Source organism: Christiangramia aestuarii, assembly GCF_009735585.1.
Lineage (GTDB): Bacteria > Bacteroidota > Bacteroidia > Flavobacteriales > Flavobacteriaceae > Christiangramia > Christiangramia aestuarii.
Genome location: NZ_VJVW01000004.1, coordinates 442,052 through 468,410 on the forward strand (window position 1 = coordinate 442,052; position 26,359 = coordinate 468,410).

The 26,359-nt window shown below is 42.7% G+C and carries 22 protein-coding genes and 1 tRNA gene; 13 read left to right on the forward strand and 10 right to left on the reverse strand.

Going from position 1 to position 26,359, the window contains the following annotated elements:
• Positions 1–10 precede the first annotated feature (10 nt).
• The 4 genes from FLP08_RS12395 (at position 11) to FLP08_RS12410 (ending at position 2,556) form a co-directional block, all read left to right on the forward strand.
• The gene (locus FLP08_RS12395; RefSeq protein WP_156277054.1) at positions 11–1,303 is read left to right on the forward strand and encodes an APC family permease; all 1,293 of its coding nucleotides are present in this window, start codon (positions 11–13) and stop codon (positions 1,301–1,303) included.
• Positions 1,293–2,051, forward strand: a complete 759-nt coding sequence (locus tag FLP08_RS12400) for a DUF4397 domain-containing protein (protein ID WP_156277055.1) — start codon at positions 1,293–1,295, stop codon at positions 2,049–2,051. Before FLP08_RS12395 ends, FLP08_RS12400 begins: the two co-directional genes overlap by 11 nt.
• 27 nt (positions 2,052–2,078) lie before the next feature.
• On the forward strand, positions 2,079–2,435 hold the full coding sequence (folB, locus tag FLP08_RS12405) for a dihydroneopterin aldolase (protein ID WP_162431058.1): 357 nt from the start codon (positions 2,079–2,081) through the stop codon (positions 2,433–2,435).
• 50 nt (positions 2,436–2,485) lie between these two features.
• Positions 2,486–2,556: transfer RNA gene (locus FLP08_RS12410), tRNA-Cys, on the forward strand.
• A gap of 163 nt (positions 2,557–2,719) precedes the next feature.
• Here the strand turns inward: FLP08_RS12410 and FLP08_RS12415 are convergent.
• Together FLP08_RS12415 and rnr are read right to left on the reverse strand one after the other, a co-directional pair.
• Positions 2,720–3,454, reverse strand: coding sequence for a LysE family translocator (locus FLP08_RS12415; RefSeq protein ID WP_156277056.1), 735 nt, complete (start codon positions 3,452–3,454; stop codon positions 2,720–2,722).
• 70 nt (positions 3,455–3,524) lie between these two features.
• Positions 3,525–5,723: a ribonuclease R gene (gene rnr, locus FLP08_RS12420; protein WP_156277057.1), complete on the reverse strand. Its 2,199-nt coding sequence runs from the start codon at positions 5,721–5,723 to the stop codon at positions 3,525–3,527.
• 419 nt (positions 5,724–6,142) lie between these two features.
• Between rnr and FLP08_RS12425 the strand changes: the two genes are divergently transcribed.
• The 3 genes from FLP08_RS12425 (at position 6,143) to FLP08_RS12435 (ending at position 7,793) form a co-directional block, all read left to right on the forward strand.
• Complete coding sequence (locus FLP08_RS12425; protein ID WP_156277058.1) at positions 6,143–6,385, forward strand: DUF2007 domain-containing protein; 243 nt, start codon at positions 6,143–6,145, stop codon at positions 6,383–6,385.
• Positions 6,386–6,899: 514 nt separating this feature from the next.
• Positions 6,900–7,343, forward strand: coding sequence for a ribose 5-phosphate isomerase B (rpiB, locus tag FLP08_RS12430; RefSeq protein WP_156277059.1), 444 nt, complete (start codon positions 6,900–6,902; stop codon positions 7,341–7,343).
• A 3-nt stretch (positions 7,344–7,346) separates the two neighbouring features.
• A complete protein-coding gene (locus FLP08_RS12435) occupies positions 7,347–7,793 on the forward strand; it encodes a GNAT family N-acetyltransferase (RefSeq protein ID WP_156277060.1) in 447 nt (148 codons plus the stop codon).
• On the opposite strand, the gene FLP08_RS12440 is transcribed toward FLP08_RS12435, so the two are convergent.
• The 3 genes from FLP08_RS12440 to rnpA are packed head-to-tail and all read right to left on the reverse strand — an operon-like array spanning position 7,790 to position 10,626.
• Positions 7,790–8,578: a sterol desaturase family protein gene (locus FLP08_RS12440; RefSeq protein WP_238388491.1), complete on the reverse strand. Its 789-nt coding sequence runs from the start codon at positions 8,576–8,578 to the stop codon at positions 7,790–7,792. The two genes, FLP08_RS12435 and FLP08_RS12440, sit on opposite strands and share 4 nt — an antisense overlap.
• A 40-nt stretch (positions 8,579–8,618) precedes the next feature.
• On the reverse strand, positions 8,619–10,253 hold the full coding sequence (locus FLP08_RS12445; RefSeq protein ID WP_156277062.1) for a S41 family peptidase: 1,635 nt from the start codon (positions 10,251–10,253) through the stop codon (positions 8,619–8,621).
• A gap of 4 nt (positions 10,254–10,257) precedes the next feature.
• Positions 10,258–10,626 carry a ribonuclease P protein component gene (gene rnpA, locus FLP08_RS12450; protein ID WP_156277063.1) on the reverse strand — a complete coding sequence of 123 codons (369 nt, stop codon included), beginning with the start codon at positions 10,624–10,626 and terminating at the stop codon, positions 10,258–10,260.
• Between the two features lie 118 nt (positions 10,627–10,744).
• Here rnpA and FLP08_RS12455 point away from each other — a divergent pair, with 118 nt between their 5' ends.
• Both FLP08_RS12455 and FLP08_RS12460 read left to right on the forward strand, forming a co-directional pair.
• On the forward strand, positions 10,745–12,595 hold the full coding sequence (locus FLP08_RS12455; RefSeq protein WP_156277064.1) for a CBS domain-containing protein: 1,851 nt from the start codon (positions 10,745–10,747) through the stop codon (positions 12,593–12,595).
• Between the two features lie 2 nt (positions 12,596–12,597).
• Positions 12,598–13,812, forward strand: a complete 1,215-nt coding sequence (locus tag FLP08_RS12460) for a succinylglutamate desuccinylase/aspartoacylase family protein (protein ID WP_156277065.1) — start codon at positions 12,598–12,600, stop codon at positions 13,810–13,812.
• A gap of 20 nt (positions 13,813–13,832) precedes the next feature.
• Here FLP08_RS12460 and FLP08_RS12465 read toward each other — a convergent pair whose 3' ends face one another.
• Genes FLP08_RS12465 through FLP08_RS12475 form a run of 3 tightly spaced genes read right to left on the reverse strand, consistent with a single transcriptional unit; the run spans position 13,833 to position 18,289 of the window.
• Positions 13,833–15,725: a M1 family metallopeptidase gene (locus tag FLP08_RS12465; RefSeq protein ID WP_156277066.1), complete on the reverse strand. Its 1,893-nt coding sequence runs from the start codon at positions 15,723–15,725 to the stop codon at positions 13,833–13,835.
• Between the two features lie 6 nt (positions 15,726–15,731).
• Entirely contained in the window at positions 15,732–17,417 is a 1,686-nt protein-coding gene (locus FLP08_RS12470; protein ID WP_156277067.1) for a S8 family peptidase, read from the reverse strand.
• A gap of 8 nt (positions 17,418–17,425) precedes the next feature.
• On the reverse strand, positions 17,426–18,289 hold the full coding sequence (locus FLP08_RS12475; RefSeq protein ID WP_156277068.1) for an MBL fold metallo-hydrolase: 864 nt from the start codon (positions 18,287–18,289) through the stop codon (positions 17,426–17,428).
• A gap of 164 nt (positions 18,290–18,453) precedes the next feature.
• Here FLP08_RS12475 and FLP08_RS12480 point away from each other — a divergent pair, with 164 nt between their 5' ends.
• Complete coding sequence (locus FLP08_RS12480; protein WP_156277069.1) at positions 18,454–20,322, forward strand: cation:proton antiporter; 1,869 nt, start codon at positions 18,454–18,456, stop codon at positions 20,320–20,322.
• On the opposite strand, the gene FLP08_RS12485 is transcribed toward FLP08_RS12480, so the two are convergent.
• Together FLP08_RS12485 and lepA are read right to left on the reverse strand one after the other, a co-directional pair.
• Complete coding sequence (locus FLP08_RS12485) at positions 20,319–21,083, reverse strand: YebC/PmpR family DNA-binding transcriptional regulator (RefSeq protein ID WP_156277070.1); 765 nt, start codon at positions 21,081–21,083, stop codon at positions 20,319–20,321. The genes FLP08_RS12480 and FLP08_RS12485 overlap by 4 nt on opposite strands.
• 182 nt (positions 21,084–21,265) lie before the next feature.
• The gene (lepA, locus tag FLP08_RS12490) at positions 21,266–23,062 is read right to left on the reverse strand and encodes a translation elongation factor 4 (protein WP_156277071.1); all 1,797 of its coding nucleotides are present in this window, start codon (positions 23,060–23,062) and stop codon (positions 21,266–21,268) included.
• Between the two features lie 261 nt (positions 23,063–23,323).
• Between lepA and FLP08_RS12495 the strand changes: the two genes are divergently transcribed.
• From FLP08_RS12495 to FLP08_RS12505, 3 genes are read left to right on the forward strand one after another with little or no spacing between them, the layout of a single operon-like run.
• Complete coding sequence (locus FLP08_RS12495) at positions 23,324–24,214, forward strand: ROK family protein (protein ID WP_156277072.1); 891 nt, start codon at positions 23,324–23,326, stop codon at positions 24,212–24,214.
• Positions 24,215–24,233: 19 nt separating this feature from the next.
• On the forward strand, positions 24,234–25,523 hold the full coding sequence (locus FLP08_RS12500; RefSeq protein WP_156277073.1) for a sugar MFS transporter: 1,290 nt from the start codon (positions 24,234–24,236) through the stop codon (positions 25,521–25,523).
• Positions 25,523–26,293: a creatininase family protein gene (locus tag FLP08_RS12505; protein WP_156277074.1), complete on the forward strand. Its 771-nt coding sequence runs from the start codon at positions 25,523–25,525 to the stop codon at positions 26,291–26,293. Before FLP08_RS12500 ends, FLP08_RS12505 begins: the two co-directional genes overlap by 1 nt.
• The last annotated feature ends 66 nt before the right edge of the window (positions 26,294–26,359 follow it).

Sequence of the window (26,359 nt, forward strand, 5' to 3'; positions counted from 1 at the left end):
ACTGTTGGCCATGTCTGATAGTTCTTCAAAATTAAACCCTTTATCTGTATGGGCCCTTGCGGCCGGAGGAATGGTAGGAGGCGGTATTTATACCGTACTTGGAGTAGTGATCGCAGTTTCGGCCCAATGGACGTGGCTGGCCTTTATCATTACAGGATTGATCGCGATACCCTCAGCCTACAGTTATGTCTACCTTACGAATAAGTTCCACGAAGAAGGTGGAGCCTTTGTGTTCCTGGAAAAAGTGAACGACAGGAAAATGGCCGGTAATCTTAGCTGGCTGCTTATCATAGGCTATATTCTTACCATTTCGGTTTACGCCTATGCCTTTGGACATTATCTTTCTTTCGCTTTTCACGGCAATCCTATGCTTATGCGATTGCTGGCAGCGGGAATTGTCATAGCTCTAATCTTACTAAACCTGGCCGGGGTTGGTAAACTTACCAACGTAGAGATCATCATAGTTTCGGTAAACCTCTTAGTACTTTTAGGCCTGGGGATTTACGGAATTGTAAATTGGGACCCTGCACAGCTTACTGCCGGGATAAGTCCGCGCCCTGTCTGGTCAAGCCTGTTCGGTGGAGCTGCCATTTTTATGGCTTACGAAGGATTTCAACTGCTCACCTATGAATACGACAAGATAGACAAGCCCGAAAAGAGCTTTATGCCAACCCTAATGAGCGCGGTGATCTTCGTGGTATTGCTTTATGCTACGGTTGCCCTTGGGGCAACCATGCTGGGAGGAGCAACTTCTATGATAAGCTTCAAGGAGATCGCGCTGTCTATAGCTGCTGAAACAGCTTTTGGAAAAACCGGCCTTATTGTGATGACCGTTGCTGCGGGTTTTGCCACGGCAGCAGCCATTAATTCGACCCTTTTCTCTACGGCAAACCTGGCAAAAAGAATAGCTTCACAAAATGAACTTCCTTCCTGGTTCGACCATACCAACAAGAAAGATGTACCAGACAGGTCCATTATCTTAATTGGTATCCTGGCCGGGGTTTTGGCAATCATAGGTTCACTGAGTTCCCTGGTTGAGGCAGCAAGTTTAGCCTTCCTGTTCACCTTCGGTATCGTGAACTGGATCGCTTACCGGGAATCTGATAAAAGAAAATGGATCCCCATGACTGGAATTATTATAGGAATCCTGGTGGGGCTGGCGCTAATTTTCAGGCTGGTCATCTCCAAGCCCATCGCACTTGCCGGTATACTTGGTCTGGTATTGCTTATCATTCTTGGTAGGCCATACTTATTGAGAAAAAGAGAACAAAACAACGAAAACTCTAATGAAGATGAAGATTAGAATAGTTCTTATACTCGGCCTGTTTACAATATTTTCAGGATGTAAGTCCAGTTCAGAAAAAACCTCGAAGCTTAGGATAGGACAATTCCTTTTTTCAGAAAGCCCGGTAGAAGTAAGCTTCAGTAAAAAAGCAGAGAGTATTTCGAATAAAAGCCTTGAATACGGCAAGCTTACCGACTATGAAAATTTTGAACCCGGAACCTATTCCGTAGAGATAAAAAACTCCGGAAAGCTGCTTTTGAAAAAAAAGATCGGGATTGGCACTGATGGTCGATACACGCTAATTATTAATGGAATTCCGAAGGAAAACCAGAAGACCAACGAGAAGACCGCTAATATGAAACTCCACGAGATCGTGGAAGGTGAGGAAGCAATTTACGCTAATGGAAACCTGCCCCAGATGCGGGTTATCAATGATGAGTTTGAAGTAGGTAAGGAGGAAGCTAAAATTAGATGGGTACACCTGGCTGCTGGAATCACCGAGATTAGTGGTGAAACAAAAGCTAATGCTGAAGAGGCTAAATCCCTCTCTAAACTCACCTACCCCAAGATCAGCAAGAATTTTGCCGTAGCCCTGAAAGAGCAGGAAGTTACCTGGAAACTAAAGGGAGGTAAAGTGGCGGTAGCAACGGAAAAAATCAATCCTAAACCCCGCTATTTATATACTTGTTTTATCATAGGTAACAAGAACAAATATCTGGACAGCCTTAAAGTTGTAGTAGGAGAAACCCCGAAAAAAGGATTTTAAAGGATATTTTAGCAAAAAAAATAAATAGTGGGAGTTATAAAACTTAAGAACATCAAGGTATTTGCCTACCACGGGTGTCTTGATGAAGAAGGAAAAATAGGGAGTGACTATCGCGTGGACCTCAAGGTTTATGGGGATCTTTCACATTCAGCGAAAACAGATAAGCTCGCAGATACCATAGATTATGTACATTTGAACAAGATCGTAAAGGAAGAAATGGCCATACGTTCCAAATTGCTTGAAAATGTGGCCGAAAGGATCCTGAAACGTATTCTGGAAGAACTGATTATGGTACAGAAGGCGAAGGTCGAGGTTTCAAAAATAAATCCGCCAATAGGGGGAAATGTAGCGATGGTTACGGTATGCAGGACTAAATCCCGCTAGATTTTAGTTTTGAAACTTAAAATTTTTATTACATTTGCCAACCCGCAAAGGGCATCGTGGCCGAGTGGCTAGGCAGAGGTCTGCAAAACCTTGTACAGCGGTTCGAATCCGCTCGATGCCTCAAAGAAGCTTCCAGAAAACTGGGAGCTTTTTTTTTTGCTTTAAATTCAAATATGACAGCGGTTCGGTTCTCCAGAAGCTTCGGGATACTTGATGCCACCAAAAATTAGCTCTATTTGAATTGACCAGGAATTAAAAAAGATACTCTAGAAAAGCAGAAAGTTTTATTTCTTTCCGGAGGTACCGGTAAAATCTTCAAGTTTACCTATTAAAGAATCGCTTGGAGTGATCTCCTCTATCTGGTCTTTGATCTCGTTCACCTGGTTCGGGAAAAGGCCCTGGAAGATCAAAACCCCACCAAAAACTATGAGCAGAACGCTTATTGCCTTCTTCATCACGTATATTCTTTTCGGGGTGAGTTTTCGGTTAAGTTTTTTGGCCAGAAGTATCTTGAATACATCTACGATAAGGTAGGTAAGTAATACACTGCTTAAGAAGACAGAGATCCTGTCGGGCTGCATATCCATTTTAGGGCCGAATACGATAATAACTCCCAGCCAGAAGCCCAATACCCCAATATTGATAAAATTGAGCAGGAAACCTTTTATAAAAAGATTGAAATAATCGCTTTTGCCAAGTTTTCGTATCTCTGGAGTATCATCGTCTGTTTGCAGGGTCTTTTTGGTCTGCAGAAAACTCATTAACCCGTAGGTGGTAAGAATCATTCCACCAAAGATGAATAGTGCAGGATCGTCCTTTAACCTTTCCAGAAGTTTGGTGGTACTAAAATAGGCGATGGCAATAAAGACCATATCGGCCACGATCACCCCCAGGTCTAAAGAAAAAGCAGCCCTAAAACCTTTTATAGCAGCGGTTTCCAGTAATACAAAAAATACCGGTCCGAATAAAAAAGCCAGGAAAATACCTAGTGGTAGGGCAGCTAAAACGTCCTGTAACATACAGTTAAGTTGTTATGCAAATGTAAACTTTTTGAGCATTTTGAATAATAGACTCCTGTTAAATAGCTATTTAACTGGCCTCTACCTCTTCCCTATTGCCCAATAAAGTGAAATCCAGATGCCTTCTCACAAGATCGGCATTCTTTACTTTTACATAAACTTCGTCACCAAGGGTATAAGACTGTCCCGTTCGTTTTCCTACTACCGAAAACTCCTCGGGCATGAACTCATAATGATCGTCGTTCATATCCCTTAATCGTATCATTCCTTCGCATTTGTTCTCTACGATCTCCACAAAGATCCCCCATTCTGTAACACCGGAGATCACGCCAAGGAATTCCTCATTTTCGTGATCCTGCATGAATTTCACCTGCATGTATTTAATGGAATCCCTTTCGGCATTAGAGGCCAGGTTTTCCATCTCACTGCTGTGGTGACATTTGTTTTCGTATTCTTCCTCACCGGCAGATTTGGCCCCGTCAAGGTAATGCTGAAGCAGCCTGTGTACCATCACATCTGGGTATCTACGTATGGGAGAGGTAAAATGCGTATAGAAATCGAATGCCAGACCATAGTGGCCTATATTCTCAACCCCGTAATAGGCCTTGCTCATCGAGCGAATAGCCAGGGTATCTACCATATTCTGCTCCTTTCTGCCCTGAACGTCTTCAAGCAATTTGTTTAGCGAAGATGTTGTGGTCTTGCGATCCTTAAGGTTAAGTTTATGACCAAACCTACCTACGATGTTCTGCAGGGAGGCCAGTTTTTCATCATCCGGTTCATCATGGCAACGATAAACGAAGGTCTTTTTAGGTTTTTGTTTGCCAATGAATTCAGCCACTTTCCTGTTGGCAAGTAACATGAACTCCTCGATAAGTTTATTGGCCTCCTTAGCGGTCTTAAAGAAAACCCCCACCGGATTATTCTCTTCGTTAAGATTGAATTTCACCTCTACCTTATCAAAAGAAATCGCACCATTTCTCATCCTGCGAGCCCTCATTTTCTTTGCAAGCCTGTTTAACGTCACTACCGCCTCCACCAGGGCTCCCCTAACGGTGTAGGCATGTTTCCTGATGGAAACATCATCGGGAATGGTTCCGGTCCCGGTCTCGATGATATGCTGGGCTTCCTCGTAAGCAAAACGCTCGTCTGAATAGGTAACCGTTCTCCCGAACCACTGGCCTTTTACATTCGCGTTATCGTCTATTTCGAAAATCGCCGAGAAAGTGAACTTTTCTTCTTTTGGCCTAAGGGAACAGGCATTGTTAGAAAGTATCTCAGGCAGCATGGGTACTACCCTGTCTACCAGGTAAACCGAGGTTGCCCTGTCAAAAGCTTCCTGGTCCAGAATGGTTCCCGGTTGCACATAATGAGAAACATCGGCAATATGGATCCCGATCTCGTAATTTCCATTTTCAAGTTTCTGAAAACTTAAAGCATCATCAAAATCTTTCGCATCCTTCGGATCTATGGTAAAAGTAAGCACATCTCTCATGTCCCTTCTTTTACTTATTTCCTCCTGGTTAATCGAAGTATCTATCTTGTTGGCAAATTCCTCGACCTCCTCAGGGAAATCATGCGGAAGCCCGTACTGGGCAAGGATAGAGTGTATTTCGGTATGGTGTTCACCGGGAGTTCCCAGTACACGGGTGATCTTCCCAAAAGGAGAATCTGCCTTTTCTGGCCACTCTTCAAACTCTACCACTACTTTATCACCATTTTCAGCTTTATTTAGCTTATTTGGCGAAATAAAGAAATCTGTGTACATGGATTTGTCATCTATGACCACGAAACCAAATTCCTTTTTAAGCTGTAAAGTACCAACGAACTCCGTCCTCTTTCGTTTTACGATCTTGGTGATCTCTCCTTCAGAACGTTTTCTTCTTCGGCGGTTGTATACGTAAATTTCGACCGTATCTCCATCAAAGGCGGCATTAAGGTCTTTGTTGGCGATAAAAATGTCATCGGCAAGTTCTTCTACCATCACATAACCATAACCTTTTGTGGTTAGGTCCAGGACGCCGGTATAATAATTCTTAGAGTCTTCTATTTTGAATTTCCCGCGCTCCACTTCTTCAATCTGTTTCTTCGCGGCAAGCTGGGCCAGTTTTTTTATGATCTGATTGCGGCTACTGGCATCGTTCACCCCCAGGATGGAAGCTATTTGTTTGTAGTTGTATGTCTTTCCGGAATTTTTTCGAAGTATATCAATGATACTTCTGGATAGATTGCCTTGTATTTTTGGTTTATTCGTCTTCTTTTTCTTCATTATCTCTTAGTATACGATAAAATTACGCGATTATAACAATACTACAGGGATTTGAGTTTAAAGTTTTGTTAAGTAGCTCACAGATAAGTCCGTATCATTATTGGTAAAATAGGCAATTTTATTTTTTTTTAGAAAAAACAATACGCCGAATCTTAATTTTTTCTTAATTTTACCTTAACATCCCCCCGAATACTAGCCTCTAAATTCGTTGTAGTATGAAAGTCAACAATTCAGTAAAATATTCGGCGCTATTCTTTCTGATATTTATTTTCGGAATAATCTTCGTTGTAGCTAGTGTAAATAAATCCCTGGATAAAAAGACAGAAATTATCCCGGCGGTTAAGACTTCCAATTCACGAACACTCGCCTCTAGCTTTACGGAATAAAAGCTTATCTTTAGTTAGGTCAATTCTTTTATTATGAAAGATTATATATGCCTGGCTACATTCACCTACCCTTACGAATATTTCGTCCTTAGGCTTAAGTTCGAAGACGCCGGCATACGCCATTACTTCCAGAACGAGACTCTCATTGGTCTTATCCCTCTTTCTTCTGTAGCCTTCGGCGGAATTCGATTAATGGTACATCCTTCCTACATTTCAAAAGCAAAAGAAATAATAGATTCTCTAAACGACAAATCTTCCCACTTACGCATCGTTTAGTTATAAACATCTATATCATATTTATCTTTTCTTCTTTTTTAAAAAAATTAAAATGATGTATTATGATGGGGTGTTAATTTGTAGAACAATTTTTTTGAGGAAGATTTGGTATTTGACTTGTGAGCGTTTGATAACAGGTTATCAACATAGGTGTTAATTGCTAAGTAACTGGGAATCTATACGTTTTTAGATTTACTTAACAAAAGTTCATAAAATTGTTTTAATATCAACTCTTGAAAAGTTAGAAGTTAACAATTGTCAATAACGTGTTTTTAAGTGCTCATAACTTGATAAAAAATTCTGCAGTTATAATTTGATTTATCCAGATTTTGGGTGGTATTGTTATAATTATCTTAAAAACCAAATTTCTTTATGAGATAATCATCATATGTTATCCACAATTGTTTGTCAAATTTAAAGGCCTGGAAACAAAGAGATTCATTAAAGTAATTAACATCCAAAAATAAGCCGGTTAACAGCCTCTTTTTTTAACTTTGCGGCAAACAATACAACTATGAAAATATCTATTGGTAACGATCACGCCGGTACTGTTTATAAGGAAATGATCAAGGAAAAGCTGGAGTCCATGGGACATACCGTAACTAATTATGGTACAAATTCAGATGACAGCGTAGATTATCCAGATTTCGTACATCCGGTAGCCGAGGATGTGGAGAACAAAAAAGCCGACCTGGGTATCATTATATGTGGAAGCGGAAATGGAGCCAACATGACCGCGAACAAACACCAGGGAGTTAGATCTGCTCTTTGCTGGAACGATGAGATCGCCAAACTGGCCAGGGAACATAATGATGCGAACGTATTAAGTATCCCGGCGCGTTTTGTTTCTGAAGAACTTGCCACAAAAATGACCGAGACCTTTGTGAATACCCCATTTGAAGGTGGTCGTCACCAGAGAAGGGTAGATAAGATCCCGGCAAAGAAATATTGTTCTTAAGCGATGAGTCTTAAAATAGAAGTAAAAAAGTTCAGTGAGTTAAAGCTCACTGAACTTTATGATATTTTACAATTAAGATCTGAAGTATTCGTGGTAGAACAGGACTGCGTATACCAGGATATTGATGGGAAAGACCAGGAAGCCCTGCACGTGATTGGATATAAGAATGATAAAATTGTCGCCTATACACGTTGTTTTAAACCCGGTTATTATTTTGAAGAAGCAGCGATTGGCCGCGTGGTCGTCAAACATTCTGAACGTAAGTTCGGTTACGGGCATGACATCATGAAAGCCTCTGCCAAAGCCATAGAAGAAGAATACCAGACTTCAAATATCAAACTTTCCGCACAGCAATATCTTATCAAGTTTTACGAATCTCACGGTTATAAAACAACCGGGGAGGGATACCTGGAAGATGGTATTCCGCATATTGCGATGATCAAAAATTAATTCTTCGTTTTTATTTTTCGGTTGAAAGGGATGCCAAGCTGGTAGCCAATATTATCGGCCTTATCGTCCTTTACTATATCTATTCCGTATCTTATGTTCGCGGTATTTTCATATACATAAGTACCGAACATGTGATCCCAGATACTGAACATATTCCCGTAATTACTATCGGTCCAGGGCAACTGGTAATGGTGGTGGAACTTATGCATATTCGGGGTAACTATCACATAGCTGAGGGCCTTATCCAGGCTGTTGGGAATACTGATATTGGCATGGGTAAAATAGGTGAAGAAAATGCTCAGCAGCCGGTAAAAAAGATAATAGGCAACCGGCATCCCCATGATAAGCACAGCGATGAGCGCGAACGACTCCCTTAAAATAAAATCCAGCGGATGATGCCTGGTTCCAGTGGTAGCATCTACATGCGTATCTGTATGATGAATTAGATGGAGCCTCCACATCCATTTTACCTTATGCAGCAGGTAATGCACAAAATATTGCGCGATAAGGTCCAGTACGAGAATGGATAGTAAAAGTTCCAACCATATCGGCAAGCTGAAAAGATGCAGCAAACCAAATCCTGATTCGTCTAACCAAATGAATATCCCTGCAGTGAGAAAACCAAAAAGCAGGTTTACCAGCAGCACAAAGGCTAGTAAAATAAAATTGGTACGGGCATGTATCCATTTGTTGTATTTGAACCTGACCAAGGCATAATAGCCTTCCAGGATCCAGAATCCACCAAGGATGAGCGTAAGCCATATCAGCCTTTGCCAGGTGGGCATATTTTCAAAAAATGATAGAAAAGCATCCAAAACCAATCTTTTATTTTAAGATCCTGGAGTATGCCGAGGCATCGTTTAGGATCTCCTGGGCCTTAGAAATTTCAGGATTATGAGTGGTGTAATACTCATATAATCCTTCCTTGTAGAAATATCTTTTTATGATCTCATCTGTAAGCAAACTGGTAATTTCAGGTTTTTTCCTGTCCAGTTCCTGCTTCTTGAATTCCGATATTTGTGATTCTATCCGGTCTACTTCTGAAGATATTTTAACCTTCAATTCTTCGTCTTCGGCTTTCTCCATCATTTCGGCTAATTCCTTCTCTGTTGCGGTTTGATATTCAAAATCTGAATTGGCCAGGTAATTCTTGAAGTCATTAAAATCTGAATCGGTAAAACTGAAATCCTCAGCCTTGGAAATATCGTGCGAATAATAATATTTGGTAGCATAATCAAAAATGGCATCCTGGTACAGCAGCGACTGGGTGATATCACTGAATTCTGAAGTTTCCATCTTCACATCGGGCAGGATTCCGCCACCATCATAGACTTTTCTTCCATTCCGGGTCTTGAATTCATTATAATCTTCTACCCTGGTCCTGATGGCTTTCCCATCCTCGCTTCTTCTGCGGTAATCCAGTGCCTGTATACATCTTCCGCTAGGGGTAAAATAACGCGAAATGGTGATCTTTAACTGGGTGCCATAGGCAAGTTCCCTTGGTCGTTGCACCAGGCCTTTACCAAAACTGCGTGCCCCCACGATCACTCCCCTGTCCAGGTCCTGGATCGCACCCGCCACGATTTCGCTGGCAGAAGCACTCCTACCGTCTACCAGGACCACTAAAGGGATCTTGGTATCTATGGGTTCTTTCCTGGTAAAATATTCCCGGTTGTATTTTTCTATTACAGATTTGGTGGTCACGATAAGCTCACCTTCAGGGATAAAAATATTGCTTACGTTAATGGCTTCGTTCAATAGCCCACCCGGATTTCCCCTCAGGTCCAGGATGATCTTGCTGGCTCCCTGGTTTTTCAGGTCTTTCACTGCGCGACCAACCTCGGTAGAAGCCTTGGCGTTGAACCTGGAAAGCACGATATAACCCGAATTATCTTCAAGGAGTTTGTAAAAAGGCACCGCATTTAACTCTACCGCGCTCCTTTTAAGGCTGGTACTCTTAATTTCACCCTGGCGGCGGTAGGTAATATTAATATCACTGTTTGGAGCGCCATTAAGCAGTTCTCCCGCATCTTCTTTAAAATCGGCCACATTGATATTCCCGATCTTAATGATCTCGTCTCCGGCCTTTAAACCCGCTTTATCGGCAGGATAATCCTTATAGGCTTCGATTATGGTGATGGCCTCAGGTCCAGCCTTTACCTGGGCACCTATGCCGGTATATTCCCCGGCAGAATTTATCCTTGCTGCTTCCACATCCTGCTCGTTCCAGTAATTGGTATAGGGATCCAGGTCTGTAAGCATGGATTTTATGGCCGTATCCATCAAAGCCGCGGGATTGGTCTCGTCTACATAGTTCATATTGATCTCCTTGAACAGCGTGGTGAAGATCTCTATCTGTTTGGCGATCTCGAAAAAATCTGATTTAAAACTTACGGTTCCTATGAAAATCCCGATGAGGGCCACCGGAAGAATTACTATTCTGCTGATACGTTTTTTCATAAGCTTAATTTTTATCGTTGAATTTCTCCAGAACTTTGATCATGCTCGCTTCCAGCTTGTCGTAAGAGATCTCCTCGCGGGAAATATAAATGAACATGAAGGCATGGGGAGAGGATAAATGATTGGTAACAAGATACTTATTTTTTCTGAAAACTTCCCGCATGAGCCTTTTAATTCTGTTTCGTTTCACTGCGGTCTTCACCAGTTTTTTTGGAACCGAAACCCCCGTTTTAAGCAAACCCTCGTCTTCACTTTCGTAAGGCGTGTAAATTAACTTTAAGGGAAAGGATTTCACCCCTTTGCCCTCTGCAAATAGTTTATCTATAAGTTTTTTGCTTTTAAGCTTTTCGTCTTTTCCGAAGGTCTGGTTCATATTGCGCATTATGATGTAAAAGTAGCGATTTCCCGAGGGATTGAAAATATACCAAATATGATCCCGGTCATAGTTTTTAATACTGAATATGAGTTACTTGAGGCTTCAATCTTTGATCATGGGAAATCTCGAAGTATCGGTCTTAAACCGAAAAAAAGACAGGGCAAGCTATATACACCAGCTGGTAAAAGACCTGGAAGCCCTGGATCACCTGGTAGAAAACGATATGATAGAAAGGTCTCCCATAAGGATAGGAGCCGAACAGGAATTCTGCCTGGTAGATAAAAGTTTCCTGCCCGTAGATACTTCTCTGCCTATCTTAAATGATCTTAAAGATGAACATTTCACTACTGAAATCGGCAAATATAACCTCGAGCTCAACCTTGATCCTTTAGAACTAAAAAATGATTGTTTTTCTATATTACATGAGCGGCTTAAACATTATCTCAGCAAAGCCCGCAAAACTGCCCGGGCTCATAATTCCAGGATAATTCTGGCCGGAATCCTGCCAACTCTCAGGTTGAAACATATTTCGGAAGAATATATGACGCCCAAAAAGCGATATTTCGCCCTGAACGAAAGTATTAAAAGATCCCGAAGACAGGATTTCTGGATACATATCAAGGGAGTGGACGAGGTGAATCTTATTCATGATTCTGTAATGCTGGAGGCCTGTAATACCAGTTTTCAGATGCATTTACAGGTAGATCCTGAGGAATTCATAGAAAAATATAACTGGGCACAGGCCATTGCCGGTCCTGTTCTTAGCTTATGTGTGAATTCGCCAATGCTTTTTGGAAAGGAACTTTGGGATGAAACTCGTATTGCCCTGTTCAACCAGAGTACCGATACCCGCGCCAATTCTTTTGTGCTGAACGAAAAACAGGCTAGGGTAAGCTTTGGCTCTCACTGGGAAACCAGGGGAATTTCAGACATTTTCAAAAATAATATTTCCAGGTACCGCAGCCTGCTCACATCAGATTTTCAATACGACAGCATGGCCAGGCTCGAAAATGGAGAGATCCCGGTGCTCAAGGCACTAAGCCTGCACAATGGGACGGTATATCGGTGGAACCGGGTGTGCTATGGTGTGGCCAATAATAAGGCCCACCTCAGGATAGAATGCCGGTATATACCTTCCGGCCCCAGTCTTTGTGACGAGGTCGCTAATATGGTTTTCTGGGTAGGCCTGATGATGGGGCAGCCTGAAGAGTTCAGGAATATTCACAAGAAAGAGAACTTTAAAAATGTACGGGGAAACTTCTACAAGGCTGGGAGGACCGGCCTGGATGCGATCTTCAGCTGGAAAGATAAAAAGGTGCCTGCAAGGGAACTGTTGCTTGAAGAATTATTACCCATAGCCAGTCAAGGACTTGAAAAATGCCAAATCTCAAAAAGGGATACTGAAAAATATCTGGACATCATAACCAAAAGGATCAACTCCTGGAATGGTGCCGAATGGCAGGTAAAAAGCTTTAGAAATCTTCTCAAAAAGAAAAAGCCCCTCAAGGCACAGCAGGTTTTGACCGCATATATCTACGAGAATCAGTGGAAAGACTTGCCGGTCTACGAATGGAAGATCCTGGAACCGGAGCTTCATACCCATTTTGATATAAGGCGTATCGTTAAGCATAATATGAATACGAATATTTATTCGGTAGACCCCCATGATAGCCTGGAACTGGTAATTAATATGATGAATTGGAACAATATTCATCATATGCCGGTGATCAATTCCCGTAAAAGTATTGTAGGTCTATTAAGCTGGAAGGATGTCGAGGAATTTGCCCAAAAAGCCAATTATGGCAACCTCTGCGTAAAGGACGTAATGAAAAAGGAACTTATTACCACGGGCCAGGATGAACCCCTGGAGGATGCCATACGGCTGATGGAGGAAAATAAGATTGGTTGCCTCCCCGTGATAAACAGGGAAAGGCTTATCGGTATACTTACCCGCAATGATATTTAGTTATGAGCAATACCAAAGATCTAAATACCTCTTCCAAGGATACCGGGACTAGAAGATTATTAAATGTCATAAAGAATGATCTCTCCGGGCCGGTGATGGTTTTTTTTGCGGGGATACACGGGAATGAAAAAGCCGGATTGCTGGCCCTGGAAAAAGTCTGGAAAGAAATAGATCCTGAAGCTGTTAAGGGAAGCATTTACGCCATCGCGGGAAATTTGAAAGCCTTGAAAAAGGATAAACGTTATATAGATTATGACCTTAACCGGATGTGGGCCTCTCCCCGGCTGGAAAAAGAATCCTATAAAAATAATATCTATAGTGAAGACCACGAACAGGCAGCATTGCTTGCTATCCTTAAGAACATTCTTAATGAGCATTCCTCTCCTCTATACTTTATAGACCTGCATACGACCTCCAGTAACAGCCTGCCTTTTATCACTATTAACGATAGCCTAATAAACAGACGCTTTTCCCAATTATTTCCTGTTCCAGTGATCCTTGGTATCGAGGAATACCTCCAGGGGCCGTTATTAAGCTATATCAATAAACTAGGCTATGTTTCACTGGGATTTGAATCTGGACAGCATAGCTCACAAGAAGCGGTCTTAAACGCCGTTTATTTTATCAAAATTGCGTTGCACCATAGCAAGGTTTTCAGTTTTAAGGATCTTTCGAAAGAATTTGAACTTCTTAAAAAGGCAGCAGAAGGAAATAAGAGTTTTTACGAGATCATCTTTAGATATAATATCCTCAAAAAAGAAAAATTTAAAATGCAACCCGGTTTTTCCAGTTTTGAGCGGCTGGAAAAGGGAACTTTGATCGCACGTAGCGGAGACAGGAATATTTACCTTTCAAAAACGGCAACTATCTTCATGCCATTGTACCAGAAAAAAGGAGAGGATGGCTATTATCTTATCAGAAAGATCAGGCCGGTCTTTCTGAGACTTTCAGCCTGGTTGAGAAATATTAATGCCGATAATTTCCTTTTGTTATTGCCGGGAATAAAGCGTGCTGAAGAAGACCCTACCTCGCTTATGGTCAATTTGAAGGTGGCCAGGTTCCTGGCCCAGCCTATTTTTCATTTACTGGGATACCGCAGCCGGGAAATGGGCCCTTATTATATGAAAGTTACCAGCAGGGACCGTGCTTCAAAAACCGAACTTTACCGGGATCTGGGCTGGTATAAAAAAACCCTTTCCGCGAAGAAAGGGTTTTGAATAATTTCTAATCTGGAAAATTAGTTCCCTGAATTTGTAGAGTCCTGTTGCTTGTTTTCCCAAACGTTATTAGACCTGTCCTTATCGGCCATCAATTGAGATTCGTCTATAACGATCTTGGAGATCTTGCTTTTTTCGGCAGGGATCTCGAAACTGTACTCAGGGAATCCCCAGGCCCAGTCTTTCTCTACGTTCCACTTCACTCCTTCTTCAGCCGGCTTCTCCCATCTCATCATTTGTAACGGGATGTAGAAGGTCTCTTTAGATCCGTCAGTATAGGTTACATCTATATCCAAAGGCATTGGCATTAAAGATTTTCTCATCAATTCAACCTTGGTGGTATTATCACTTCCGGTCACTTCATCTATTGCATAATCGATGGTATTGGTCGTCTGTGTCCAGTCCATCAGGTACCAGTCTAGTTCTGCTCCAGAAACCTTTTCAGCAACTCTTATAAAATCATTCGGGGTTGGATGCTTGAATTTCCATTCATCGTAATAGCGATTCAGAGTTCTGGCAAGGTTTTCTTCACCAATGACGTATCCTAACTGGGCAAGGAAAACAGCTCCTTTAGAATAAGCAGCGATCCCGTAAAGCCCGTTGCTCGCATATCTATCGGCGTGGGTGGTTTGTGGCTGTTCCTTTCCGGAATTTGCCAGGTAATTGTAACCTCTGTAAGATCCGGTATGTGGATTTTCAGCATTGGTTCCAAGAACTACATTTTCAGCTTCAGTAGAAATGTAGGTGGTAAAACCTTCGTCCATCCATTCGTGCTTGCTTTCGTTGGTAGCCATTAAATGCTGGAACCAGGCGTGAGCCATCTCGTGAGCGGTCACTCCTACCAGGCTTGAGAAAGAACGTTCCCCGGTGATAAGGGTTAGCATGGCATATTCCATTCCACCGTCTCCACCCTGTACTACAGAGTACTGGTCCCATGGATAAGGGCCGATGTGCTCATTGAAGAAGTACAGTAATTCAGCGGTTTTTGGCTGAAGCTTTTTCCAGTTTTCCTTTATCTCGTCATTGTCCTTGTATAAGAAATGCAATACTGTCCCATCCTCGGCTAAAAGAGTGTCATGGATGTATTCTGGATCTGCTGCCCAGGTAAAATCGTGAACCTTAGGCGCCTTAAAATGCCAGGTTAACTTGTCTCCCTTGGTCTTAACCTTGGTACCTTCTTTTTGGTAACCATGGCCAATTTCCTGCGGGTTCTGCAGGTATCCAGTACTTCCGATAGTATAATCTTTATCGATGCTTATCTTTACATCAAAATCTCCCCATACACCGTGAAATTCACGGGCGATATATGGGTCTGCGTGCCATCCTTCGAAGTCGTATTCGGCTAATTTAGGATACCACTGGCTCATGGAAAGAGCAACTCCTTCGGCGCTATTTCTTCCAGATCTCCTGATCTGTTCCGGTACCTGTCCCTCAAAATACATTTTGAAAGTGGTTTTCTCCCCCGGTAAAATTGGTTGCGCAAGTTCTACTTCCAGCACCGTACCTACTTCTTCATACTGCAGTTCCTTACCATTCTGGCTTAGTGAATTCACTCTTAGGTAACCTATCTGGTCTTCAGAAAGTCCTGAAATTCTACTTACGATCTCAGGATTCTCCTTGGTTCCCTTGTTCATGGTCATCCTTCCATCTGGATCTGCCATGCTTTCCAGCCTCGCGTTCATTTCGCTATCTGGCTGAAAGGCATTGAAGAAAAGGTGATAGAAAACGCGGTTAAGCGTATCTGGCGAATTATTGGTATATACCAGTTCCTGGGTACCGGTATACCTGAAATTTTCTACGTTCATGTCTACTTCCATCTTGTAGTCCACATGTTGCTGCCAGTAGGAAGTATTGTTCTGGGCCTGTATAAAGCCCGAAGTGATTAGTAAAAAGCTAACTAATATCTTTTTCATCTTTTATTATTTGTTTTTAGAGATTTGGTCTGCAAGGATCAGGGCATTGTAAAGGTTCGCCATCTTTCCGGAAGAGGAAAGGCTACCGAACTTTTTAGTATTGTTGGTATCCCCTCCTACGATCACGGTAGCATTGGTGGTTAAACCGCTGTCCATAATGATCTGCTTAACTTCTGAAGCGCTCAACTGAGGATAATAACCTCTTATGATCGCTGCGATCCCAGCCACCGCCGGAGCAGCCATAGAAGTTCCCTGCAGGTATTCGTATTCATTGTTCGGTGTGGTAGACCAGATCTTGGTTCCCGGAGCGAAAACATCAACGTTGGATTTTCCGTAGTTCGAGAAATCTGCTACCAGGCCAGAACCGTACTCGTAATTTAGAGCTCCTACGGTAAGGAAGTTATTTGCGATCTCGGTAGTGTTTACCGGGTCCTGGTCGTTAGGATAAACCCTGTTTGAATCAAGGTCCAGCCCTTCGTTACCCGCTGCGTTTACGATAAGCACATCATTCTTTGCAGCATATTTAATGGCGTCTATCACCCATTCAGGGTTGGTAGAGAAATATTTTCCGAAGCTGGTATTGATCACCTTGGCCCCATTATCTACAGCATACCTGATTCCAAGCGCGATATCCTTGTCGTATTCATCGCCATCTGGCACCGCTCTTACTACAAGGATCCTTGCGTTGCTGGACACCCCTTTAAGACCGATGTCGTTAGACCTGTCTGCCGCGATGATTCCCGCAACATGGGTACCATGCTTTACATTTTCCTTATCTGGCTCTGGTCCATATACCTGGTTATTTCCGTAGTCGGTATCCTTGATATCGTATGGATCGTCCCCTACAACTGCACGACCATCAAGCTCCAGGTTAAAATGTGAAGAAAGCCTGCCTTCATAGTACTCTATGGCATCTGCAAGTTCTTCGAGTGCAGTAGGAATATTCTCGTCTACATTGTACTGAATCTGGGAAATAATGGATTTATACTGACCCATTTGCTGGGTTTCTGGATTAAGATCTGAAACCTGTTCCTTGGTATAATCCTCAGTACCCAATTCAGCAGAAATGGCTTCGTGGGCCATTTTTATCTGTTGCTGGATCTGAAGGTACTGCTCCATGGTTCCCTTGGTCTCCTGCAGCTCTTTTTCATACTCGGCCTTGGCCGACATGTATAGGTTATATTCTTCACGATCTGCAGTGCTTATGCTGCTTTCAGACTTTCCTTCGTATTTAGGCTTTAATCGCCTGTAGATACGCACATATTCCATGTTCTCCTCTACGGCATCACCCAGGAAGTTCCATCCATGTATATCGTCTATATACCCGTTATTATCGTCATCCTTTCCGTTGCCCGGTATTTCATCAGCATTGGTCCAGATTACCCCTTTCAGGTCTTCATGATCTATATCTACACCGCTGTCTACTACTCCCACGATTACCGGAGAGGGCCGGTTACCTTTAATGATCTCGGCATAAGCTCTATCTACGCTCATCCCTGGAATGGTATCGGTAAGAAGGTCTGTATTGGTCCAGTTCTTAAGCTGGGCATCGGTAAGATCCTTTACTTTAAGCGGAATCGAATCTATGTTCTTTACAGGAGTTGAAACGATCTTGGGAGCGGTACTGCTACACCCGGTAAGTATACCTGCAGCGAGCAGAGGTAGTAGGGGTTTTAAAATAGGTATTCTCATGTCTTATTCTAGTTAAATATTTCGTCAAAGCGGTGGGACTGGTCCAGCCTCACGCCTTTTTCGGTGTGTTTCAGGGTTATAATTTCGTTATGCGCATCATGCTCCATGAACAGGTAATAATCTTCATCTGCCGCTTTTTCCAGGAACTGCTTCTTTTCCGGAAGAGTTAACAGCGGCCTGGTATCATATCCCATCACGTAAGGTAAAGGAATATGTCCTGCGGTTGGAAGCAGGTCTGCCATAAAGACAAGCTTTTTTCCTTTATACTCAATATGCGGGATCATTTGCTTGTCGGTATGTCCATCTACAAATAATACGCCAAAGCCAAGGGGATTTTTATCAATAAAGCTTTTATTGGCTTCTCTTTCAATGAAATGAAGTTTCCCGCTCTGCTCCATGGGAATGATATTTTCCTTCAGAAAAGAGGCTTTTTCCCGGTCATTAGGCTCGGTAGCCCATTTCCAGTGCTCTTCGTTGCTCCAGAAACGCGCGTTCTTAAATGCAGGTTCATAGCCTGTCCTGTCCTTGTTCCATTGGATGCTTCCGCCGCAATGATCAAAATGTAGGTGTGTCATAAAGACATCTGTAACATCATCCCGGTGAAAACCATTTTTTTTTAGGGATTTATCGATATTGTCGTCTCCCCACTGGAAGTAATAACTAAAGAATTTTTCGCTTTGCTTATCCCCTAATCCCGTATCGATAAGGATAAGCCGGTCGCCATCCTCGATGAGCAGGCACCTTGCGGCAATATCGATCATATTATTAGAGTCGGCCGGGTTGGTTCGGTTCCACAGGCTTTTGGGAACTACCCCGAACATCGCGCCTCCGTCCAGCTTAAAATTTCCGGCCTCTATAGGATAGAGTTTCATTTCTAAAATTTTTAAAAATTCTCCGCAAAATAGAAAAAGTTAAAGCCTTTTCGAATTATTTTCACTTCATTTAACAGGCTCTTTTTTAAGAAAGCCTTAATTCAATAAGCTTTCAGAGTAAAACATTTTTAATATTTTTAGCTTTTATAAGTAAATAGAGACACATGATAGAATTAGCAGGAATAGTAATATTGGGTATTTTGGCTCAATGGTTAGCGTGGAGATTCAAGATCCCTGCTATTCTGCCACTTATCCTCATTGGGCTTGCCGTTGGACCAATATCCACTTATTTCACGGCAGATGGTTCTAAACTAATAGAGCCTATTTGGGACGGAAGTTCCGGGTTGTTCCCAGGTGATAGTTTGTTCTATTTCGTTTCGCTGGCGATAGGGATCATCCTTTTCGAAGGAGGATTAACCCTACGTAAGGGAGAGATCCTGAACGTTGGCCCGGTAATATTGAAACTTATAACCGTGGCCGTGATCATTACCTTTTTTGGGGCTGGGATCGCTGCACACTTCATCTTTGACCTAAGCTGGCAGATTAGCTTCTTATTCGCCGCCCTTATTATTGTAACAGGGCCTACGGTGATCACCCCAATTCTGCGGAACATTCCGTTGAAAAAAGATATTTCGGCCATCCTGAAATGGGAAGGTATCCTGATAGACCCAATTGGAGCCCTGGTAGCGGTATTAATGTTTGAATTCATCAGCGCCGGTACGGGAACCGAATTTACCGAAACCGCCTTGCTGGAATTTGGAAAGATCGTTCTCTTTGGGTTTACCTTTGGTTTTACCTTTGCCCACGCCCTGGCCTTCGCCATCAAGAAGAACGTGATCCCACATTATTTGCTGAACGTGCTTACCTTGGCCACAGTTCTGGGAGTGTTCGTACTAGCAGATCTTTTTGCTCATGAAAGCGGACTTTTAGCCGTGGTGGTCATGGGACTGGTAATGGGGAATATCAATCTTCCAAACCTTAAGGAACTACTTTATTTCAAGGAATCCCTGAGCGTACTGCTTATCTCGATCCTGTTCATCCTGCTTGCCGCCAATATCAATATGGAAGACCTTCTTCTTGTTTATGATATCAAAGCGCTAATCCTTTTCGGAACCGTGGTGCTCATCATAAGGCCGCTGGGAGTTTTTATAAGCAGTATAGGCTCGTCGCTTCAAACCAATGAAAAACTTTTTATAAGCTGGGTGGGGCCAAGAGGTATCGTTGCCGCGGGTATCGCATCTCTTTTCGGCCTTGAGCTTGCCAGCCAGGGAGTTACCGGAGCCGAATATATAACGCCGCTGGTATTTATGATCGTACTGGGAACGGTATTGCTTAATGCTACTACTGCCCGTCTTTTCGCTCAGCTGGTAGGAGTATTCCTGAAAAATTCACAGGGTATCCTGATCATTGGTGCTTCGACCATTTCAAGACTTATCGCTTCTTACCTTAAAAAGAACAACAGGCATGTGGTGCTGGTAGACAGTAACGGGGCAAATATTCGAAAGGCAAGGGAGCTTGGCCTGGATGCGATACAGGAGAATGTATATTCAGACGACCTTATCAATAATATCGAATTGAGCGATGTGGGTTACCTGATGGCCATGACCGGAAATACCGAAGTAAACCTGAATGCCATAGAAAAGTTCAGAAAGCATTTTGGTGAGAACGGTTCTTTCAGGGTAGTATCTTCAGACGAGATGTACGACCCGGAGAACAATCCTAAGGAAGGTTTATTCTCTCAGACCGATGATTATATCAAACTCACCAACCTGGCGCGTAAATACCCTTCTATTCACGAAATAGACCTTAATTCTAAGGAACACTATGAAGGACTTATCGAGATAAGTAAAACAGATCCCGATATCATCCCACTTTTCGTAAAGGATACTGAAGGGGAATTAAGCATAATCCCTTCCAACAGTATGGAGGTAGAGATCGAGGAAGGTTATATGCTGGTATACCTTGGTAAACAGATCGAACAGGGTGACAGCGAAGAAAAGGAGAATATAGAAGAGAACATCCAGCAGGATTAGGCCTCTTCTTTTTCCATTTCGGCGATCACTTCATCGGTGATCTCAAGGTTATGATATACGTTCTGAACGTCATCATCGTCCTCGAATTTCTCGATGAGATTCATGATCTTGATGGCATCTTCTACCGGTAATTCAACGGTATTAAGAGGAATTCGCTGTACTTCAGAATTCTTTGTCTCGATATTCAGCTCCTCCAGTTTGGAAGACATAAGGCCAAAATCGGTGAAATCTGTATAGACGGTAATGAATTCATCTTCCTTTTCTATTTTGGAAGCCCCGCCTTCAATAAGCTCAAGTTCGAACTCTTCAAGATCCATTTCGATCTTTTCCTTTTCCAGCACAAAAACACCTTTCTTATCGAAAAGGAATTCCAGAGAACCGTTGGTGCCTAGGTTCCCGCCGTTCTTGGAAAAGATGGAGCGAACTGAAGCCACGGTACGGTTGGTATTATCTGTGGTACATTCCACGAAAATGGCAATTCCGTTCGGGCCATAGCCCTCGAAGGTCACCTCCTCGTAATTATCGGCATCGGCACCGCTGGCTTTCTTAACGGCACGTTCTATGGTATCCTTGGGCATGTTCACACCCTTGGCATTCGAAATAGCATTTCTAAGCGCCGGATTAGATTCGGGATCGGGGCCTCCACCCTCTTTCACCGCCACGGTGATCTCTTTGATCGCCCGGGTGAACTGCTTTGCCCGTTTCTTATCCTGTGCTCCTTTTCTATGCTTTATATTCGCCCATTTACTATGTCCGGCCATAATTTAGTTTATAGTCTTTAGTTTGTAGTCGATAGATTTTCTATCGATTTCAGGAATATAACAAAATTAAAAAAATGTTGCGGAATTAGTGTAAAAGAGAAGACCTCCCAGGTTTCGAAAACCTGGGAGGTCTATTTTATTTTTTTATTTTAGTTTGCCTTGGGGCAATTATAATTCTATACCTAATCGTTAAGTTTTAAAACAGCCATAAACGCTTCCTGCGGGATCTCCACGTTTCCTACCTGGCGCATACGTTTCTTACCTTTTTTCTGCTTTTCCAGTAGCTTTCTCTTACGCGAGATATCACCACCATAACATTTAGCGGTAACGTCCTTACGAAGGGCCTTAACGGTCTCACGGGCGATGATCTTCGCACCGATGGCTGCCTGTATAGGGATGTCGAATTGCTGCCTAGGAATAAGTTCCTTTAGCTTTTCGCACATCTTCTTCCCAATATCGTAAGCATTGTCTACGTGTAACAGGGCTGAAAGTGCATCTACCTTATTCGCATTAAGAAGTACGTCTACCTTCACCAGCTTAGACTGTCTCATTCCAATTGGGGAATAGTCGAAAGAAGCATAACCCCTGGAAACGGTTTTAAGCCTGTCATAGAAGTCGAACACGATCTCTGCCAGAGGCATATCGAAGGTAAGTTCCACACGCTCCGGGGTAAGATAGGTTTGATTGGTGATCTCCCCTCTTTTTTCGATACAAAGCGACATTACCGGGCCTACAAAATCGGCTTTGGTAATGATACTGGCCTTGATATACGGCTCTTCTACCCTGTTCAAGGTTGAAGGTTCCGGAAGATCTGAAGGATTATTTACCAGGATGATATCATCCGGATTCTTATTAGTATAAGCGTAATAAGACACGTTAGGAACCGTGGTAATAACGGTCATGTCAAATTCACGCTCAAGTCTTTCCTGAATGATCTCCAGGTGTAACATTCCGAGGAATCCACAACGGAAACCAAATCCTAGCGCGGCAGAACTTTCTGGCGTGAATACCAGGGAAGCATCATTAAGCTGAAGCTTTTCCATGGAGGCCCTTAACTCTTCATAATCCTCGGTATCTACCGGATATATTCCGGCGAAAACCATTGGCTTTACATCCTCGAAACCGGCAACGGCCTCGGTGGTAGGATTAACGGCGCTGGTAATGGTATCACCCACTTTCACTTCGCGGGCGTCTTTGATCCCGGTGATAAGGTAACCCACATCCCCGGTCTTAATCTCTTTTCTTGGGAATTGTTTTAGTCTAAGCGTACCTACTTCATCTGCATCATAGGTCTTATCTGTAGCCACGAACTTGATCTTTTCGCCTTTCTTGATAGAACCATTGATCACCCTGAAATAGGTCTCAACTCCCCTAAAAGGATTGTAAACCGAATCGAAAATAAGGGCCCTAAGCGGAGCATCAACTTTTCCGCTAGGAGCAGGAATACGCTGTATAATTGCGTCCAGGATCTCCTTGATCCCCAGCCCAGTTTTGGCACTGGCAGGAATTACATCTTCGGGGTCGCAGCCTAAAAGGTCTACTATATCATCGGTAACTTCTTCAGGATTGGCACTTGGAAGATCTACTTTATTCAGAACCGGGATAATTTCCAGGTCATTTTCTAAAGCGAGGTAAAGGTTGGAGATGGTTTGTGCCTGAATACTTTGTGCGGCATCTACTACAAGCAGCGCACCCTCACAGGCAGCGATGGAACGGGAAACCTCGTAAGAGAAATCTACGTGCCCGGGAGTATCGATAAGGTTCAATACATATTCTTCGCCCTCGTGGATATAATCCATCTGGATGGCGTGAGATTTAATAGTTATCCCGCGTTCACGTTCAAGGTCCATGCTGTCCAGCAATTGCTCCTGCTTTTCCCTTTCGGTCACCGAACCGGTAAAGTCCAGCAAACGATCGGCAAGAGTACTTTTACCGTGATCTATATGTGCAATAATGCAAAAATTACGAATATTCTTCATCTCCAAAATTCCTGGTTAATCCTAAAAATAATCAACTCGATTAAGTCTGCAAATATAGTTTATTTGTATGTCTTGAGAGAATATTTCTGGTATTGACAATCTTTTCTGTTAACATTGTGATATAATTCTCAATCAGGAATAACTTCAATAAAAAATTTATAAAAGTATTTGGATATAATAAAAAAATATCTATACTTTGTTTAGGCTCTTTTGGTATTTTTAAAAAGAGGCTTCGCTGTATTCCTGTCATAAAAGCTACAGATGAACAATAAAATTTTAGGAGTAGATATTGGTGGAACCAAGGTTCAGGTTGGGGTCGTTCAGGATTCCAAAGTGGTTAAGAAGATCAAATTCCCCACCCTTTCCGGAGCTTCGAAGGAAGATATCATTCAGAATCTCATCCAGGGAATCGAATCCCTAGGAACTGAAAGCTATGATGGGATAGGTATTGGTGTTCCCGGGCTTGTAGATGAAAAAAATGGGATCGTATACGATCTTTTGAATATCTCCTCCTGGAAAGAAGTATACCTTAAGCAACATCTTGAAGATCATTTCAATATACCGGTAAAGATCACCAACGACGCCAATGTTTTCGCATTAGGAGAAAAGATCTTTGGACAGGGAACTCAATATAGCAACCTGGTAGGAATAACCATGGGAACCGGCTTCGGAATGGGAATTATTGCCAACGATGAGCTTTATTCCGGTAGTTTTTCCAGTGCCGGAGAGATCGGCAGCATAAAATATTTAGATAAAACCGTTGAAGATTATTGCAGCGGGAAATTCTTTAAAAATCAGTTTGACCTAAGGGGAACAGAGGTTTTTGAAAGAGCTGAAAAAGGTGATGCCTTTGCTCTGGAAATTATGGAACAGTTCGGGCAGCATCTGGCACAAGCCATCAAGACGGTACTTTTCATACTTTCACCACAAGCAATTCTTTTAGGAGGCTCCATAAGTCAATCCTTTAAATATTTTGAGAAGAGCCTGTGGGATTCGCTGAAGGATTTTCCTTTTAAGAGAGTTACAGATCAGCTGGTTATAAAAGCATCAAATATGGAAAACATTCCGATATTAGGGGCGGCGGCCCTCATAGTTTCAGAAAACCGGGATCACCAGGAATATATTTCAAAAAACAAGTCTGTTAAACCTTAACCTTCACCAGTAAACTCATATGTCTAATTCTATCGCAAAAGAGAAAGTAAGCTCGGCCAGGGCAAATGAAAGCACCACCAGGTCTATTATCATAATTGGAGCTCTGTTTTTTATTTTTGGCTTTATTACGTGGTTAAACTCACTTTTGATCCCCTATCTGGAGATCGCCTGTGAACTAACTAAGTTCCAGTCATTTTTTGTGACCTTCGCTTTTTATATTGCTTACGTGGTCATGGCGCCTCTTTCTACACGTACCCTTACCAAACTGGGCTTTAAAAAAGGTATGTCTGTGGCATTGTTGATAATGGCTTTCGGAGCCTTGTTATTTATCCCAGCCGCCATAACGAGAACTTATTTTCTGTTTCTTTCAGGCCTTTTTATCATGGGGAGCGGATTAGCAATACTGCAAACAGCTTCAAATCCTTATGTAACCATAGTTGGTCCGGCGGAGAGCGCGGCCAAACGTATAAGTATTATGGGTATCTGTAACAAGCTGGCCGGGGCGATCGCTCCGATTCTTATCGGGTTTTTCCTTCAGCTGGAAAAGGCAGATGCACTACAGGCAGATATCGCCAACCTTACTTCAGCCGAAAGGATCAATGAGCTTAACGAAATGGCCCTCAGGGTGATCCCACCCTACATTGGGATCATCGTTGTTTTATTATTGCTGGCCCTCTGGGTCTATAAATCCAGCCTTCCGGAAGTAGATACTGATGAGGAAGATGAAAACCTTTCTACTACCAATGCTGCAAAGAACAGTGTTTTCGATTTCCCGCACGTGATCCTTGGGGTTATTACCCTTTTTCTATATGTGGGAGTAGAGGTGATCGCGGCAGATAGTATCATTAGTTATGGTGCTTCGCAAGGCATTGCCCTTACCACTGCGAAATATTTCGCCACTGGTACCATGGTAGCCATGGTCGTGGGATATATACTGGGGATCGTAACCATCCCGAAGATTATCACCCAGGAAAACGCATTAAGAGTTTCGGCGGTACTGGGAATTGTATTTTCAATATTCGCAATTTTTACTGAAGGATATGTTTCACTGGCCTTTATTGCCCTTTTAGGCCTGGCAAATTCGTTAATGTGGCCGGCGATCTGGCCTATGGCACTGGCAGATGTGGGAAGGTTCACCAAGGCCGCCTCATCCCTATTGGTGATGGGTATTGCCGGGGGAGCGATCATTCCGCTTGCCTATGGAGCCCTGGCAGAGCAATGGAATCCCCAGGAAGCTTACTGGGTAATGATCCCTTGCTACCTGTTCATCTTATATTTTGCAGTAGCCGGATATAAAATCAGAAAATAATGAGACCTTATATTTTATCGGAAAGTAATTGGAAAACGGTAAAGAAAGAAAAGACCGAGGTGGCTTTGCTAACCTGGGGTGCTACTGAAGCCCATAATTATCATCTACCCTACGGAACAGATAATTACCAGATAGAAGCAATTGCCGCGGAAGCCGCAAAGATCGCCTTTGAAAAAGGAGCGAAATTGAAACTGCTTCCAAACCTTCCTTTTGGAGTTAATACCGGCCAGGCTGATATAGACCTGGATATTAACCTGTATCCAAGCACTCAGCTTGCCATACTTTCCGATATTTTTGAGGTGCTGAACCGCCAGGGAATCTATAAGGTCATACTTTTAAATGGCCATGGCGGCAATAATTTCAAACCTCTCCTGAGGGAGCTGGGATTGAAATATCCTAAAATGCTTTTGGTCACCTCCAGCTTTTTCGATGTGGTGCATAAATCTGAATTCTTTGAGGAGAAAGGTGATCATGCAGATGAGATGGAAACCAGCCTGATGCTTTACCTGCGACCAGACCTGGTTTCAGATCTTAAGGAAGCCGGAGAGGGAAAGGAAAAAAGATCTACAATTACCGGCATCAGGGAAGGATGGGCCTGGGCCGAAAGGCAGTGGTCTATGGTTACCGAGGATACCGGTATCGGGAATCCCAAAAAAGCAACCAGGGAAAAAGGAGAAAACTTCTTCAAGGCAGTCACCCAAAAGCTGGCTGACCTGATGCTTGAGATTTCAGAATTAGATATTAAGAACAGGTACGAACATGATCAATAGCCAAATATCATGAGACAAAATAATGCCTTCTATAGTCCGATCATTTTAATGCTCTTTTGTTTTGGG